Annotated in this window: 10 protein-coding genes; all 10 read right to left on the minus strand. The window is 72.9% G+C overall.

Translation table 11 applies throughout. The features are described from left to right. Position 1: 1 nt before the first annotated feature. The 10 genes from AC2EAQ_RS08605 to AC2EAQ_RS08650 all read right to left on the minus strand — a co-directional run bounded on the left by AC2EAQ_RS08605 (position 2) and on the right by AC2EAQ_RS08650 (position 15,106). Positions 2 to 1,135, minus strand: coding sequence for an efflux RND transporter periplasmic adaptor subunit (locus AC2EAQ_RS08605; protein ID WP_484642174.1), 1,134 nt, complete (start codon positions 1,133 to 1,135; stop codon positions 2 to 4). Continuing rightward, positions 1,135 to 2,700, minus strand: a complete 1,566-nt coding sequence (locus AC2EAQ_RS08610; protein WP_484642176.1) for an efflux transporter outer membrane subunit — start codon at positions 2,698 to 2,700, stop codon at positions 1,135 to 1,137. The genes AC2EAQ_RS08605 and AC2EAQ_RS08610 overlap by 1 nt, the downstream gene beginning before the upstream one ends. Positions 2,701 to 2,705: 5 nt before the next feature. Then, entirely contained in the window at positions 2,706 to 3,410 is a 705-nt protein-coding gene (locus tag AC2EAQ_RS08615; protein ID WP_484642178.1) for a TetR/AcrR family transcriptional regulator, read from the minus strand. A gap of 99 nt (positions 3,411 to 3,509) precedes the next feature. Further along, the gene (locus AC2EAQ_RS08620) at positions 3,510 to 4,541 is read right to left on the minus strand and encodes a GGDEF domain-containing protein (protein WP_484642180.1); all 1,032 of its coding nucleotides are present in this window, start codon (positions 4,539 to 4,541) and stop codon (positions 3,510 to 3,512) included. A gap of 21 nt (positions 4,542 to 4,562) precedes the next feature. Further along, the gene (locus AC2EAQ_RS08625) at positions 4,563 to 10,901 is read right to left on the minus strand and encodes a hybrid sensor histidine kinase/response regulator (protein WP_484642182.1); all 6,339 of its coding nucleotides are present in this window, start codon (positions 10,899 to 10,901) and stop codon (positions 4,563 to 4,565) included. A 137-nt stretch (positions 10,902 to 11,038) separates the two neighbouring features. After that, a complete protein-coding gene (locus tag AC2EAQ_RS08630) occupies positions 11,039 to 13,381 on the minus strand; it encodes a methyl-accepting chemotaxis protein (protein WP_484642185.1) in 2,343 nt (780 codons plus the stop codon). Between the two features lie 57 nt (positions 13,382 to 13,438). Further along, positions 13,439 to 13,969 (minus strand): chemotaxis protein CheW, encoded by a 531-nt coding sequence (locus AC2EAQ_RS08635; RefSeq protein ID WP_484642187.1) that lies wholly within the window; start codon positions 13,967 to 13,969, stop codon positions 13,439 to 13,441. Positions 13,970 to 14,092: 123 nt separating this feature from the next. Then, complete coding sequence (locus tag AC2EAQ_RS08640) at positions 14,093 to 14,458, minus strand: response regulator (protein WP_484642189.1); 366 nt, start codon at positions 14,456 to 14,458, stop codon at positions 14,093 to 14,095. A 38-nt stretch (positions 14,459 to 14,496) separates the two neighbouring features. After that, complete coding sequence (locus tag AC2EAQ_RS08645; RefSeq protein WP_484642191.1) at positions 14,497 to 14,907, minus strand: response regulator; 411 nt, start codon at positions 14,905 to 14,907, stop codon at positions 14,497 to 14,499. Positions 14,908 to 14,953: 46 nt separating this feature from the next. After that, the gene (locus AC2EAQ_RS08650) at positions 14,954 to 15,106 is read right to left on the minus strand and encodes a rubredoxin (protein WP_484642779.1); all 153 of its coding nucleotides are present in this window, start codon (positions 15,104 to 15,106) and stop codon (positions 14,954 to 14,956) included. Positions 15,107 to 15,189 lie beyond the last annotated feature (83 nt).

The following is a 15,189-nucleotide window of genomic DNA, read 5'->3' on the forward strand; positions in this document are numbered from 1 at the left end:
CTCAGGGCTTGGCCGGTGCGGCCTGGGCCGCGGGCGCCGCCTTGTCGACCACGCGCACGACGTCGCCGTCGGCGAGGAAGCCCGCGCCCTGCGCCACCACGCGCGCCGTGGCCGGCAGGCCGCCCGTGATCTCGATGCGCTCGCCGAAGCGGCTGCCGACGCTGACCTTGCGCTGCTGCACGCGGTTGCCGGCGCCCAGTTCGAACACCCAGTGGAAGCCGTCGCGCAGCACCACGGCGCTCTGCGGCAGGGTCAGACCCTCGCGCTCGCCGACGGCGAACTCGCCGCGCGCGAACATGCCCGCACGGGCACTGCCCGGGCGCGGCAGGTCCACATACACGAGGCCGTTGCGGGTGGCCGCGTCGACCAGCGGCGCGACCATGCGCACGGTGCCGGCGACTGCCGTGCCGCCGGCCGGCGTCACCTGCACCTTCTGCCCCGGCTGGATGCGGGCCAGCTCGGTGGCGGCCACCTCGGCACGCCACTCCAGGCGGTCCTTGCGGATCAGGCGGAACAGTTCCTGCCCCGGCTGCACCACCGCGCCGACGGTGGCGGCGCGGGCCGAGATCACGCCGTCGTCGGGCGCCACGATGCGGGTCTGGGACAGGCGCACCTCGTCGGCGGCCAGGCGGGCCTTCAGCGACGCGACACGGGCGCGCGCCGTGGCCTCGGCGGTGACGTACTGCTGGATCTGCTGCGCGCTGATGGCACCGCTGGCCTGCAGCTGGCGCGCGCGCTCGGCGTTGGCGGCGGCCTCGGCCTGCGTGGCCTCGGCCTCGGCCACGCCGGCGCGCGTGGCAGCCACGTCGGCGGCGAGGGTCTGCGCCGACAGCAGGGCCAGCACCTGGCCGCGCTTGACGCGGTCGCCGACCTGGGCCCGCACCTCGGTGATGCGCAGGCCCTGCGCCTCGGCGCCGACGCTGGCTTCCTGCCAGGCGGCCACGTTGCCGTTGGCGGCCACGGTGAGCGGCCAGCGGCCGGCGCTGGGCTGCACCGCCGTGACGGTGAGCGACGGCTTCGGCGCCGCGGCGGACGCGGCGGGTTCGCCGGCGGCGTGCACGGCGAAGGCCACGCCGAGCGCGGCGACGATGGCCGCCGAGGCGGCGATCAGGGACGGGGTCTTGGGAATGCGCATCAGGAACTCTTGGCGTTGTCCGCCGCGGCGGCGGCGGGTTTCACGGTGGTGTCGGGCGCGGGCTGCGTGGCGGACCAGCCGCCTCCGAGCGCGCGGTAAAGCGAGATCCAGGCCGCGACGCGCTCGCGCTGGGCATTGACGAGCGCATTGCTCGCGGCCAGTGCGGTGCGGCGCGCCTCCTCGCGGTCGATCAGGCTGCCGGCGCCGATGCGCCAGCGCTGCTCGGCGGCGGCGAAGTAGTCGCGAAAGCCCTGTGCCGCGCGCAACGCCTCGCCCTCGCGGCGCGTGGCGGCGTCCAGCCGCACCAGCGCCTCCTCCACGTCGGCCACGGCGCGGCGCACGCGCTCGTCCAGTGCGGCGCGGGCGGCGTCGTAGCGGGCACGGGCCGCGTCCTCGCGGCTGGCGCGGGCACCGGCGTCGAACAGCGGCAGCACGAGCGTGGGGCCGAAGCCCCAGGCGGTGCCGTCGAGCGTCGCGCCGCCCGAGCGCAGCGCCGCCGCGGCGAGGTTGCCGCTGAAGGTCAGGCGCGGATAGCGCGCCGCTTCGGCCACGCCGACGTCGGCCGCGGCGGCGACGAGCGCGCGCTCGGCCGCGGCCACGTCGGGCCGCTGCGCCAGCAACTGCGCCGGCAGCACGCCCACCGCGAAGGCCGCGGGCTGCGGCAGCGTGGCGGTGCGCGGCGCCAGTCGCGTGCGCAGGTCGGCCGCCGGCAGGCCGGTCAGCACCACCAGCCCCTGCAGCAGCACCTCGCAGTCGGCGCGCTGCGCGATGGCGCGGTTGGCGGCGTCGGCCGCGGCGCCGTCGGCCAGCGCGCCGTTGGCGGGCGCCTCGAAGCCCACGCGCACCTTCTCGCGCGTCAGTTCGGCGGTCTGGCGCTGCGATGCGGCGTCCTGCTCGGCCACCTGCCGCTGCGCCTCGCAGGCGCGCAGGCCCACGTAGGTGGCCGCCACGTCGGCCGCAAGGCTGACGCGGGCGTCATGCCAGCCGGCCGCGGCCTGCTCGCTGCGCGCCTGGGCCGCGGCCACCTGGGCCTGCGTGGCACCGAACAGGTCGATCTCCCAGGCGGCATCGAGGCCGGCACTGCCCTGGGTGGCGGGCGCGAAGGCGCTGCTGGTGCCGGCCCCGCGCGTGACCTGGGCGGCCGCATTGACCGTCGGCCGCCTGGCCGCGTCCGCGCTGCGCACGCCGGCGCGGGCTTCGGCCAGCCGTGCCAGGGCCTGTGCCAGGCCCGGGTTGCCGGCCTGGGCCGTGGCCACCAGTTCGCCCAGCAGCGGGTCGTCGAAGCGCTTCCACCAGTCGGCCAGGGCCTGCGCGTCGCCGCCATGCGGCAGCGTGGCCTGCCAGCGCGCCGGCGCGCTCTCGCGCGCGGCGGTCTCCAGCCGCGGCGTGGCGCAACCGGCCAGCAGCAGTGCCGACAGCACCAGCGCGGGCAGCCGCGCGCCAAACGCCATCGCGGGCAGCCGCGCGTCAACACCCAGCGCGGGCAGCCGCGTGTTCGCTGCCGGCGCGGGCCGGCGCGCGGGGGCTGCGGCCGTGTGGGGGGCTCGAATCGAAGGTCTCGTCATCGTCGTCATTCCTGGGCCGGCGTGGCCAGGCCGGTACGGCGTCGGCGCTCGTGCTCGACCAGGGCCACGCTCCACTGCACCAGCCGCGTGCGGGCGCGGTCCAGCGGGTCGGTGCCGGCGAACAAGCCCGGTGCCACCAGGCACATGAACTCGCGCGACATGCAGTAGTCGTTGGCCATGGCCATCAGGGCGAACGCCAGGCGGTGGATGTCCTCGTCGGGCTCGCGGTCCGGGCCCAGGCCGACGTGGCGGGCCAGCAGGCCGGAGATCGCCCGATGCACCGGGAGGATGTGCTGCGCCACGGCTGCGGCGAACATCGGCGTGGGCTCGATCATCTCGCGCAGGAACAGCCGCGCCCCTACGTCGTGGTCGGGGTGGCCGTCGCGACCGGAACCGACGAAGCCGCCGAGCAGGCGCTGCAGCGACTCTTCCAGCGTCAGGCCGGGCGCGTCGAAGCCCGCGACCTGCGAGGCCAGGGCCTCGATCGGCCCGACCAGGGCGGCCCGGTACAGCCCCTCCTTGCCACCGAAGTGATAGTGGATGGCGGCGACGTTCAGGCCGGCCGCCTGGCAGATCTCACGGGTCGAGGTGGTGGCGTAGCCCTTCTCGGCAAAGATGCGCGAGGCCTCGGCCAGCAGCCGAGTGCGCGCACGCTCACCTCGCTCGGTGACGGCTTCGGGGGGCTGCTCTCGGCGCTGGTCGGGCTGCATGGGACCCGGATCCTACGCCCCAATCAAGCGCTTGATTGAATTTCAGCCGAAAGCCCCTCGGCCTTGATGGGCCGTTGCCGACCGCGCCCGACGCGGGTTCTAGAACAGCTCGACGTCGCCCATCTGCTGGCCGTCGTCGAGTTGGCCGCCGTGCACCAGGGCTTCGTGACAGCGCACCTGGTTGCGGCCGTTGCCCTTGGCGAAGTACACCGCGCGGTCGGCGCGCTCGAAGGCGCCTGCCGGGGTGTCGTTGGCGCGGATGCGCGAGAAGCCGGCGCTGATCGTGATGTGGCCCACCTGCGGGAACGGGTACTGCTCGACGTTGGCGCGCAGGCGCTCGAAGGCAATGCCGGCGCTGTCCTCGTCGCGGCAGCGCAGCAACACGACGAACTCCTCGCCGCCGAAGCGGTAGAGCCGGTCGTGGTAGCGGAAGGTGGCGCGCATCAGGCGCGCCATCAGCAGCAGCACCTCGTCGCCGATCAGGTGGCCGTAGGTGTCGTTGACGCGCTTGAAGTGATCGATGTCGATCACGCCCATGAAGTGCAGCGAGCCGCCCGAGGCGCGGCGCTCCTCGGGCAGCGGCCCGGAGATCAGCGACGGCGCCAGGGCCAGCTTCAGGAACGCGGCGTCGAAGGTCTTGCGGTTGAGCAGGCCGGTGAGCGTGTCGCGCTCGGAATAGTCCAGCAACGACTCGAAGTTGCGGCAGATGCGCAGGATGCTGCCCACGGCGCGGCGCTCGCTGGGCAGCAGCGGGCGGTCGGTGCGCAGTTCCACCACGCCGATCGGGCCGGCGTCGGTGGCCAGCGGGAACAGCGTGGTGCACTGCAGGCCGCCGCCGTCGATCGCGATCACCTGCTGGCCCACGAGGCAGTTGCGCCACTCCGGCCGCGACTCCAGCGGCTGCAGATGCTCGATGTCGGCCAGGGTGTCGTCGGCCTGCGCGGCCACGTCGGCCTGTGCCATGCGGGCACGGGTCAGCCAGCGCTCGCCGCCGGTGTCGCCCACCGCCCGATGCACCGCCACCTGCTGCGGCAGCAGCATGTCGTGCAGCGCCGTCACCAGCGCCACGTCGAGCACGTCGCGGTCGCGGTGCGCCGTCAGCTCGGCCAGGCGGTCAACCAGCTCCGACACGTTGCCGCCCTTCCGCTGCCGTCAGGCGGCGCTCATCGACGCGGCCGACGCGGCATAGCGCGCGACCAGGCCGACGAGGTCGTCCTCGGAGTAGGGCTTGCCCAGGTAGTGGTCGACGCCGAGCTCGGCCGCGTGCTCGCGATGCTTCTGGGCAATGCGCGAGGTGATCATGATCACCGGCAGGTCGGCCAGGCGCGGGTCGGCGCGCAGGTTGCGGACCAGGTCGAAGCCGTCCATGCGGGGCATCTCGATGTCCGACAGCACCACCACGGGCAGCTCGTCGGCCAGCTTCTCGAGCGCGTCCAGGCCGTCCTTGGCCACCACCACGCGATAGCCCTCGCGCACCAGCAGGCGCTGCGTGACGCGGCGCACCGTGAGCGAGTCGTCCACCACCAGCACCAGCGGCGCCTTCTCCGCCTCGGTCACCACGGCCTGCGGCTGCTCGGGCTGCTGCTGCGTCAGGGCCTGGCGCATCGCGGCGCGGGCGCCGTCGCCGTACAGCGTGGCCAGCGCCACCGGGTTGTAGATCAGCGCCGGCGCGCCGGACGCCAGCAGCGTCACGCCGGCCAGGCCGGGCAGGCGCGCGAGCTGCGGACCCAGGTTCTTGACCACCACTTCCTGGTTGCCGACCACTTCGTCGACGTGCAGCGCCACCCGCTGGGCCGCGCTGCGCACGATGAGGATCGGCAGGTTCTTGCCCGGCGCCTCGGCGCTGCGGCCGCTGCCCTGCATCAGCGCGCCAAGCCAGAAGAACGCCACCGGGTGGCCGGCTTCCGCCTCGAACTGGCCGCTGGCATAGGCGCGCTCGACATCGGCAGCCGGCACGCGGCGCACGATCTCGATCAGCGTGGCCGGCACCGCCACCGTGACCGCTCCCGCGCGCACCATCACCACCTGCGTCACCGCGGTGGTCAGCGGCAGCACGAGCCGGAAGCTGGTGCCCTGCCCCGGCGCGCTGGCGGTCTCGATGCGGCCGCCCAGCGCGATGACCTCGCTGCGCACCACGTCCATGCCGATGCCGCGGCCGGCCAGCTCGGTCACCGTGGAGGCGGTGGAGAAGCCCGGCGTGAAGATCAGGTTGGCCAGCTCGCCGTCGCCCGGCCGGGCATCGGGCGCCAGCAGGCCCATGGCGACACCGCGTTCGCGGATGCGCGCGAAGTCCAGCCCGGCACCGTCGTCGCGGAATTCCACCGCCACTTCGTTGCCTTCCTGGCCGACGCTGACAGTGATCTGCCCCGTGGCGTCCTTGCCCTGCGACTCGCGCACCGCCGGCAGCTCGATGCCGTGCGCCACGCAGTTGCGCAGCAGGTGCTCGAAGGCGCCGGCCATGCGCTCGAGCACGCCGCGGTCGACTTCGATCGAGCCGCCGACGATGTCCAGGCGCACCTGCTTCTGCAGTTCCTTGGCGGCCTGCCGCGCAACCCGGTACAGGCGGTCGGACAGGCTCTCGAACTCCACCATGCGCGTGCGCAGCAGGTCGTCCTGCATGTCGCGCGTGAGCCGCGCCTGCGCGGCCAGGTCGTCTTCCGTGGCCTGCAGCGTGCGCTGCAGGCTGCGCTGCACGGTGGCCACGTCGTTGACCGACTCGGCCATCATGCGCGTGAGTTCCTGGAAGCGCGTGAAGCGGTCCATCTCCAGCGGATCGAAGCTCTCGCCCACGGCCTTGGCCGCTTCCATGCGCGAACTGATCTGCGACTCGGCCTGCAGCTCGATGTCGCGCAGCTGCGAGCGCAGACGCTCCAGGTTTTCCGTCAGGTCCGACAGCGAGCCCTTGAGCTGCACCACCTCGGACTCGATGCGCGAGCGTGCGATCGACACCTCGCCGGCATGGTTGACCAGGCGGTCGAGCAGCGGCGCGCGCACGCGCACCGAGCCGGCGCTCGCGGCCACGCGGTCCGGCACGGCGGCCGCGGCCTGGGCCGTGGCGGGCGCGAAGCGGCGCCAGTCGATCGAAGCCGCCTCGGCCGACCGGGACGGCGCCGGCGCCGCTGGCGGCTCGACAGGCCGCACGGCCGGCGCGCCGGCCGGCACCACCGGAGCCAGTTCGGCCAGCTCGGCAGGCACGGTCTCGGCCACGACTTCGGCGGCCGGCTCCTGTGGCGGGGCCACGGGTTCGGGCAGAGGCTCGGGCTCGACCGGGGCGGGCACCACAGGCGCAGCGGCTTGCATCACCACGGCCGGCTCGGCCGGTGCGGCCAGCGGCGCAGGCGCGGCACCGCCGCCCTGCGTGAGCGCCTCGAACGCGGCGCCGATGGCGTCGACGCGGCCGAACAGGGCCTCGACATCGGCCTCGGTGCGGTGTTCGTGCGCCGACAGGTGCTCGATCGCGGTTTCCAGGCGGTGCGCCAGTTCGCCCAGGCGCATCGCGCCGGCCAGGCGGGCACCGCCCTTGAGCGTGTGCAGCGTGCGCATGCACGCGGACGCGCCGGCCGGGTCGGACGGACGCGCGGCCCAGTCGCGCATGCGGCTGGCCAGCTGCGGCAGCAGCTCCTGCGCCTCTTCCTCGAAGATCGGGAACAGCTCGGCGTCGACGGCGTCGACGGCGTCGATGTCGTCGTCGTCCGTGGCGGCATCGGCCCGGGCCGTCACCGCGGCCAGCGGCGTCAGCGGCGCCAGCGCCGACAGCGCATGGAACTCGGCCTGGCCCAGCGGCAGCAGCAGGCTGGGCGCGGTGTCGGCGGCCTCGGCCGGCGGCGGCGCGACGTCGGGCACAGGCTCGGCCACGGGCTCGACCGGCAGCGCCGCCGCGATGGCGATCTCGGCCGGCGTCGTGACCTCGGGCTCGGGCACGGGCTCGGGCACGGGCTCCGGTTCGGGTTCGGACAGTCGCAGGGGCTCGACGACCGCAGGCTCGGCGGGTGCCGGCTCGTCCAGCCCCATCGAGGCGGTGTCGCCGGGCAGGTCGCCGCGCATCGACGCGGCGAGCAGGCGGTCGGCGGCCACGCGTTCGTGGTCGGCCAGGCGGGCCATCAGCTCCGGCGGGGCGGACTTCAGGAACCCGGCGGCGAACTGGTGCAGCAGGCGGCGGATCTCGTCGGCACTGTCGTTGAACAGCGCGGCCTCGGCCAGGTCGCCGGCACCGATGGCCTGCGAGCGCATCAGCGCATGCTCGAGCGCGCGCGCCAGGGCCGACAGGTCGGCGAAGCCGACCGTGGCCGAGTTGCCGGCCAGCGAGTGCGCCAGCGCGATGGCGGTGTCGCCCACCGGCTGCGTCACGTCGTGCGACCACTCGGCCAGCTCGGTGCCCAGGCGGCGCGACTGCTCGTCGGCCTCGTTGAGGTAGATATTGAACAGCGGGATCGGCACGCGCAGCGGGCCGATCTGGCGGAAGGCTTCGGGCTCGGGCTCGGGCACCGGCTCGGGTTGCGGCTGCGGCGCGCGTGTGGCCGCGGGCTCCGATTCGGCCGGGGCCTCGGCGAAGCTCATCGGGCCGCGCACCTGCGCCGGCTCGAGTGCCGGCGGGGCCTGCATCGATTCCTCGAACTCGAGCGACATCAGCCCCGAAGACAGGTCGGGCGCCGGCGCGTCGGCCTCGCGCTCAGGCAGGGCCAGCGCCTGCAGCGCGTCGCGGCCGCCGGTGGGCATGGCCGCGGCCTCGCCGAGGTCGAGCTCGAAGCTCATGCCCTCGTCGGCCGCCAGCATCTGCTCCAGCGGCAGCACGGCACCGGCCGGCGCGGCCGGCACAAGGTCGAGATCGGCCTCGCTGGGCAGGTCGGGCAGCGCATCGAGCGACATCGGGCGGCTGATCGACTCCAGCGCCGGCATCGCCGACGGGGCGCCGCGGCGTGCCGCGGGCGTGCTGCCGGGCAGCGGCAGGCCGTCATGGGCACCCTGCTGGCGGAACTGCTCGATCGCGCGCTGCACGTCGCGGTGCGTGTGGCCACCGTCGCGGCGCGCGCCGATGGCTTCCGTCCAGTCGGCCAGGTAGGTCAGGATGTCGCGGGTGAGCGCGATCAGGCCCGGATCAGCCGACTGCTGCTCGGCCAGGCGCGAGTTGTAGAGCTGCTCGCAAGCCCAGCCGGCCTCGCCGAAGTCGGTCAGGCCGACCATGCGGGAGCTGCCCTTGAGGGTGTGGAAGGCGCGCCGCACCGTGGTCATCTCGCCCAGGTCGTCGCTGGCACCGGCCAGCGAGGCCAGCGCCTGGTTGGCGTTGTCGATCACCTCGCGCGCTTCCTCGAGGAAGATCTCGCGCATCTCGGCGTCTTCCTCGAGACCGGTCTGGCCGGCCGGCGTGGGCGCGGCCGACAGCACCGGCATCGGGCGCGTGGCCGGGTACTCGTCGAGCGCGGCCGGCTCGGACGAGGTGTGGACGAAGTCGGCCATGGCCTGCGCCAACTCGTCGCGCACGGCCTTGCGCTCGTCGTCGTTGGAGGCGACGTCGAACGCGCTCTTGACCTGGTGCATGGTCTCGGCCAGCTCGGGCTGGTCCGCCACCATCGCCTCCTGCGACAGTCGCTCCAGTTCGTGGCGCACCTCCACCAGCGGCACCTCGGGGTGCGCGGCGGCCAGGGCCAGCGACTGGGCCTGCTCGATCAGACGCGGCTCCACCGGCGAGGCCTGCGCGTCGAGGTGGCCGAAGCCGGACGCGCGATGGCTGCCACCCGCCGCGACGGCGCGCAGCTGGCCGGTGCGCGCGTCGAAGGCGAACAGCGACTTGGCCATCGCCGGCTGCACGTTGAGCATGTCGATCAGGAAGCCCAGCGCGCCCAGGTTGCTGGCCAGGCGGTCCGTCGCCGCACCGTCCGGCGCGGGGCTGGTGGACGCGGCGAGCATGTCGACGTCGTCGCGCATGCGCACCACCGCATGCGAGGCCTGCTCGATGCCCAGCACCGAGAACACGCCGCGCATCGAATTGAGCTGGCCCGGCACCGGGTGCAGCAGCTCGCGACGCGACGGTTCGCGGAAGTACTGGTCGATCGCCTTCTCGACCTCGGCCAGCGAGCCCTTGAGCTCCTGCACCACGCTGCCCATCGTCTGGCGGTCGGACACGCGGCGGTACAGGTCCTCCATCCACGCGTCCAGCGGCTGCGGCTCGGCGCCGCCGCGCACGCGGTCGATGCGCTCGGCCAGGCGCTGCACGCGCTCGGCCTGGGTCGGATGGTCGAAGTCGGCGTCCTCGAGCGAGGCCTCCAGGTACAGCACGGCGGTGGCCACTTCCATGGCCAGGGCCGGCGCCGGCACGGCAGCGGCCTGCACCGTGTGCGCCGCCGTGGCCGACAGCGCGCTGGCCAGGCGTTCGCCCGACGGGTAGAGCTTCTTGATCGACTCGCCGACGAGATGGAACTGCTCGTTCAGCGTCGACAGGCGATGCATCTCGCCACCGGCCACCGCGGCCCAGCTCTCCTTGGCCGCATGGACACGCTTGCGGGCCTGCACGATCCACGCCGGATCGTGGCGGCCGAGCGAGGCGGACAGGTAGTCCACCGGCGCGCGGCGTGCCAGGTTCCAGGCCTGGCGCACGGCGGCCAGGCGCGGCGCCTTGCGGCCGTCGCCCGGCGACGCGGCCTGCGAGCAGAAGAACAGCAGGTCCTGCGCCAGGCGCTGCGACACCTCGTTGGCCGCGGCGGCCTCGGCGCCGGACTGTTCCGACATGCGCAGCTGCGCCAGCAGGCGCGACGCGACGCGCTTGCTGTAGACGTCCGGCTGCAGCAGCTTCTGGCCCTGCGCCTCGAAGAATGCCGCGGCGATCTGCCACAGCGTGGCCAGGTGGCGCTGCTTCGGCGGGCTGCCCGCCGCGAGCGACGCGAACAGGTCCGACAGCGCGCGCGCGGGCGCCCCGCCGCCCTGGCGCATCAGCGTCAGGGTCTGGGCTTCGACCTCGCCGCGCATCGCCGCGTCGGGCGCGCGCGGCGCGCTGCCGTCGCCCGGCACGTCGCGCCACTGCCAGTCGATCGGCCACAGGTCGGCCGGATGCACCCGGTCGGCGCCGGCCAGCTCCTGCACCGCGCGGTACTGCGGGAACAGCGCCAGCGGCGACACCGGCTTGCCCGCCAGCAGGCGGGCCAGGTAGTCGAGCAGCGCGAACGAGGCCTGCTCGATCGTGTCCACGGCGGCGGCGTCGAGCTTGACGGGCCGGCCGGTCAGCTTCTGCAGCGCGGCCTCGCTGGCGCGCAGCACCTGCGCCGCGGTGGGCAGGCCCACCAGTTCCAGTGCGCCCACGCCCTGGTGCAGTTGGGCGCGCGCGCCGCGCAGCACGCTCGGGTCGACCGCGTCGGTGTCCGAGTCGGCCACCGCCTCCGCTTCCTTGAGGTAGCGGCGCATCGCCTTGTGCGCTGCCTCGAGCGAACGGCGCAGCTCGTCATGGACCCAGGCCAGTGCCGACAGGTCTTCGATCGTCTCGGTGTCGTGCAGGAGGTCCATGGCGGGCCTTCGAAGGTGGGGCTAGCGCAGAACGCCGCCGCGCAAACAAGCAGGCGCCGCGGGTCCGGCTTCGCCGGCCCGCTGGCGACGCCCCCTTGAGGGGGAGCGGCCAAAGGCCGCAACGGGGGTGGTCGTGTTCACGAAATCTTGAACCGCGACACCGAGGCCTTCAGTTCCTCGGCGGTACGGGACAGCTCGCGCACCATCTGGGCGGTCGAGCGCGTGCCCTCGCCGGTCTGCTCGGTCACGGCGAAGATGTGCTGGATGTTGTTGGCCACCACGTTGGCCGACTGCGCTTCCTGCGACGCCTGCTGGGAGATGCGTTCGATCAGGTCGGCAAGCTGTCGCGTCACGCGATCGATGTCGCCCAGCGCGCTACCGGCGGCGTCGGACAGCCGCGTGCTCTCGACCACGCCCTGGGTGGAACGCTCCATGGCGGCCACCGCGTCCTGCGTGTCGGTCTGAATCGCCTTCACCAGCGCCGCGATCTGGCGCGTCGCGTCGGCGGAGCGTTCGGCCAGCCGCTGCACTTCCTCGGCCACCACCGAGAAGCCCCGGCCGGCTTCACCGGCCGACGCGGCCTGGATGGCGGCGTTCAGGGCCAGCACGTTCGTCTGCTCGGTAATGTCCGAGATCAGCTCCGTGATTTCGCCGATCTCCTGCGACGACTCGCCCAGGCGCTTGATGCGCTTGGCGGTGTCCTGGATCTGGTCGCGCATCGCGTTCATGCCGCCGATCGTGTTCTGCACCGCCTGGCGTCCGGACTCGGCCGCCGCCAGCGACTGGCGCGCCACCGAGGCCGTCTGCTGCGCCTGCGAGGACACCTGGTTGATTCGGCCGGCCATCTGCAGCACCGACTCGCCGGTCTCGCGGATCTCGCGCAGCTGCTCGGTGGACGCGGCCAGCAGCTCGGTCGATGTGGACTCCACCTGCTGCGTCGTGTCGGTCACCCGGCCCACCGCGCCCTGCACCTGTTCCACCAGCATGCGCAGCTCCTCCACCGTGTAGTTCACGGAGTCGGCAATGGCGCCGGTGATGTCCTCGGTCACGGTGGCGGTCTGCGTCAGGTCGCCTTCGGCCACCGTCTGCAGTTCGTTCATCAGCCGCAGAATGGCCGCCTGGTTGGCGTCGTTGACGCGCTTGGCCTCCTGCTCCTGCCGCTGGGCCTGAAGGCGCTGTGCCTCGGCGACCTGCATGCGCTGGTTCTGGTCGGCGCTGGACAGCCTCAGGAAGCCCAGACCGCCGACGCCCAGCGACGCGGCGCCCAGCAGCAGCAGGAACCAGCTGCCGCCGCCCAGGCCGGTGCCCGAGAGCTTGGCCTGCACGTCCTCGAGGCCCTGGCGCAGCGGCTCGGAATCGGCCACCACGGACGACTGCGCCTCCCGCGCGGCCACCAGGCCCTGCAGGTTGTTCAGGATCGCGCTCGCGTCGGTGCGGGTCTTCTCGTACTGCGTGATCAGCTGCTGCAGGCGCTCCTTGGTCTGCGCGTCGCGCGCGGGCGCCAGGCGCAGCTCGGCGCTGCCGCTGAGCAGGCCGTTGGCGATCTCGCGGAAGGAGTTCAGGTCCTTGCCGAGCAGGAACACGGCTTCGGGGCTCACGCCCTCGGTGGTCAGGAACTCGTTGGCGCTCTTGCCGATGCGCTGCGTCAGCATCACCAGCTGGCCCACCGCCGACAGCTCGGCCGGGCCGGCTTCCTGCTGCAGCTTCAGCGACGACACGGTCTCGGCGGTCTCCAGCAGTTCCGACGACTGGCGGTTGATGGCGCGCAGCGCCTGGCCCACCTGCGTCAGCGTCTTCTGCTGCGCCAGCACGATCGAGGCGTTCTTCTCGGCGCGGTCGATCAGCGGCATCAGCGGCTCGATCGCGCCCTGGGCCGCGAACGGCGCACGCGGGACGTCCTCACCGCCGTCCTTGAGGGCGCGCACGTTGCGCGCCAGCACCTCGGAACTCTCGCGCACCTCGCCGAAGGCGCTGGCGCTGCCCAGCAGGGCCTGCGACACCGACTTCGCCAGACGCTGCGACTGCATCAGCGCCTGACCGGTGGCACCCACCTGCGCCGCACCCCGGTTGGCACCGGTGAACGCGAACCAGGAGCCGGCCAGCAGGGCCACGACGCCCAGCGCAATGACGCCGAACAGCGTGCGTTGCTGCTGCGCCAGCGGCAGGTGGCCGATCAGCGGCAGGCCGCTGCCGCCGGGCACCTCGGCGTCGCCGGGCAGGCGCGTCTCTGTGTAGTCGCCGCCGGCCTCGGAGGGCATCACCTCGGACAGGATCGACGACTCGCCGGTCAGCGTGGTCGGCAGCGGCGAGCCGGGCGAGTTCATGTCGAGCGTGACGCCACCGTTGGCGCCGGCGCCGGCGACCACCAGGTCCTCGGGCTGCACCGGCACGACCTCGTCGAACATCGATCCGATGTCGTCGTCGTTGGCGCGCTTGCCGCCGTCACGGCCCTTGCTCTTGAACTTGTCGAGGAAACTCATGATGCCCCCTTGGAGGATCGGCGTAGGTGCTGTACTGGATGCGGCCGTGACACCAGGTCAGGCCACGATGGAGAGAAACTGCTCGTCGCGGGCCAGCGCGGCCAGGTCGAGCGACTGCCAGGTGCGGCCCGAGTCGTCGACCCAGCGCGTGGGCGCGAAGGCCGGGCGCCCGGCGTCGTCCCCGTCGCCGTCGGCGCGCAGGTTGTCGGCGCTGCGCAGGCCGGCCAGCCGGTCGACCAGCAGGGCGCAGTTCAGGCCCATGGTCTGCGAGAAGGCCACCAGGCGCGACTGCTCGCGCAGGGCTTCGTTGGCGGGCAGCTCGGGCAGGCCGAGGAAGCGCGCCAGGTCCACCACGCCGTGCAGGCCGCCGCGCAGGTTGGCCACGCCGACGAACCAGCCGCGCGTGTGCGGCACCGGGATCAGTGCAGCCGGCGGGAAGATCTCGCCCGCCTGCTCCAGCGGCAGCAGCAGGCCCTGCCCGCGGCATTCCACGGCCAGCCAGGACTGGCCGCGCTGCTCGCGGCGCGCCGCCTGCATGCGCTCGGCCAGCCGCTGCTGCAGCTCGCGAAGGGCCTCGCGGTTAGCCATAGCACAGCCCCCGCTCGCATACAGCGAGCCCAGCCAAGCAGGCGCCGCGGGACCGGCTCAGCCGGCCCGCCGGCGCCGCCCCCTCGAGGGGGAGCGGCGAAGCCGCAACGGGGGTGGTCATCACTAGTCGAAGTTCTTGATCTTGGTGATCAGCTCGTCGGTGTCGACCGGCTTGACCACATAGTCGCGCGCGCCCTGGCGCATGCCCCAGACCTTGTCGGTCTCCAGGCCCTTGCTGGTGCACATGATCACCGGCACGTCGGCGAAGCGCGGATCGCGCGTGATCGAGCGCGTGAGCTGGAAACCGTTCTGGCCCGGCATCACCACGTCCATCAGGATCAGGTCGGGCTTGTCCTCGGACAGGCGCCGCATCGCGTCCTCGCCGTTCTCGGCGGTGCGCACGGCATAGCCGCGCTTGGTCAGCACGTCGGTCAGGTGGTGCAGCTCGGTCTTCGAGTCGTCGACCAGGAGGATCTTCTGGATGGCCATCTTCGCCTCTCGCATTCAACAAATCAGGCAGACCGCATTCAACCGCGACTGAACTGCTGCACGGCCCTGAGCAGCTGTTCCTTGGTGAAGGGTTTCGTGAGGTAGTCCTCGGAGCCGACCATTCGGCCGCGTGCCTTGTCGAAAAGGCCGTCCTTGGACGACAGCATGATCACCGGCACATGCGCGAAGCGCGGGTTGCGCTTGATGATGGCGCAGGTCTGGTAGCCGTCCAGGCGCGGCATCAGGATGTCGCAGAAGATCAGCTCGGGCACGTGGTCGTTGACCTTGGCCAGCGCATCGAAGCCGTCCTCGGCCAGCACGACCTGGTGGCCGCCCTGGGCCAGGAAGATCTCGGCGCTGCGGCGGATGGTGTTGCTGTCGTCGATCACCAGCACCTTGACCCCGGTCTGGGTCGGGGCGGCCGCGGACGCTTCGGGACTTGCATTCACAAGGAGACTCCTCGGACGCTCGGGGCGCGTCGGCTGGCGGGCTCGGTCAAAGCTGGACCATCTCGAAGTCTTCCTTGCGCGCGCCGCACTCCGGACAGGTCCAGTTCATGGGCACGTCGGCCCAGGCCGTTCCGGGGGCCAGGCCATGGTCCGGATCGCCGGCGGCCTCGTCGTAGATCCAGCCGCAGATCAGGCACATCCAGGTACGCGAAGGTTCACTCACGAGCAGGTGTCGGTCACTACAATGGGAGGCGATTGTATTCATCGCTTTCGAGCGAAACT

Source organism: Aquabacterium sp. T101, assembly GCF_057219775.1.

Excerpts from the sequence above, each read along its gene's own strand:
- AC2EAQ_RS08615 (WP_484642178.1), bottom strand. The coding sequence starts at position 3,410 with ATGCAGCCCGACCAGCGCCGAGAGCAGCCCCCCGAAGCCGTCACCGAG.
- AC2EAQ_RS08640 (WP_484642189.1), bottom strand. The coding sequence starts at position 14,458 with ATGGCCATCCAGAAGATCCTCCTGGTCGACGACTCGAAGACCGAGCTG.
- AC2EAQ_RS08610 (WP_484642176.1), bottom strand. The coding sequence starts at position 2,700 with ATGACGAGACCTTCGATTCGAGCCCCCCACACGGCCGCAGCCCCCGCG.
- AC2EAQ_RS08635 (WP_484642187.1), bottom strand. The coding sequence starts at position 13,969 with ATGGCTAACCGCGAGGCCCTTCGCGAGCTGCAGCAGCGGCTGGCCGAG.
- AC2EAQ_RS08650 (WP_484642779.1), bottom strand. The coding sequence starts at position 15,106 with ATGTGCCTGATCTGCGGCTGGATCTACGACGAGGCCGCCGGCGATCCG.
- AC2EAQ_RS08625 (WP_484642182.1), bottom strand. The coding sequence starts at position 10,901 with ATGGACCTCCTGCACGACACCGAGACGATCGAAGACCTGTCGGCACTG.
- AC2EAQ_RS08605 (WP_484642174.1), bottom strand. The coding sequence starts at position 1,135 with ATGCGCATTCCCAAGACCCCGTCCCTGATCGCCGCCTCGGCGGCCATC.
- AC2EAQ_RS08630 (WP_484642185.1), bottom strand. The coding sequence starts at position 13,381 with ATGAGTTTCCTCGACAAGTTCAAGAGCAAGGGCCGTGACGGCGGCAAG.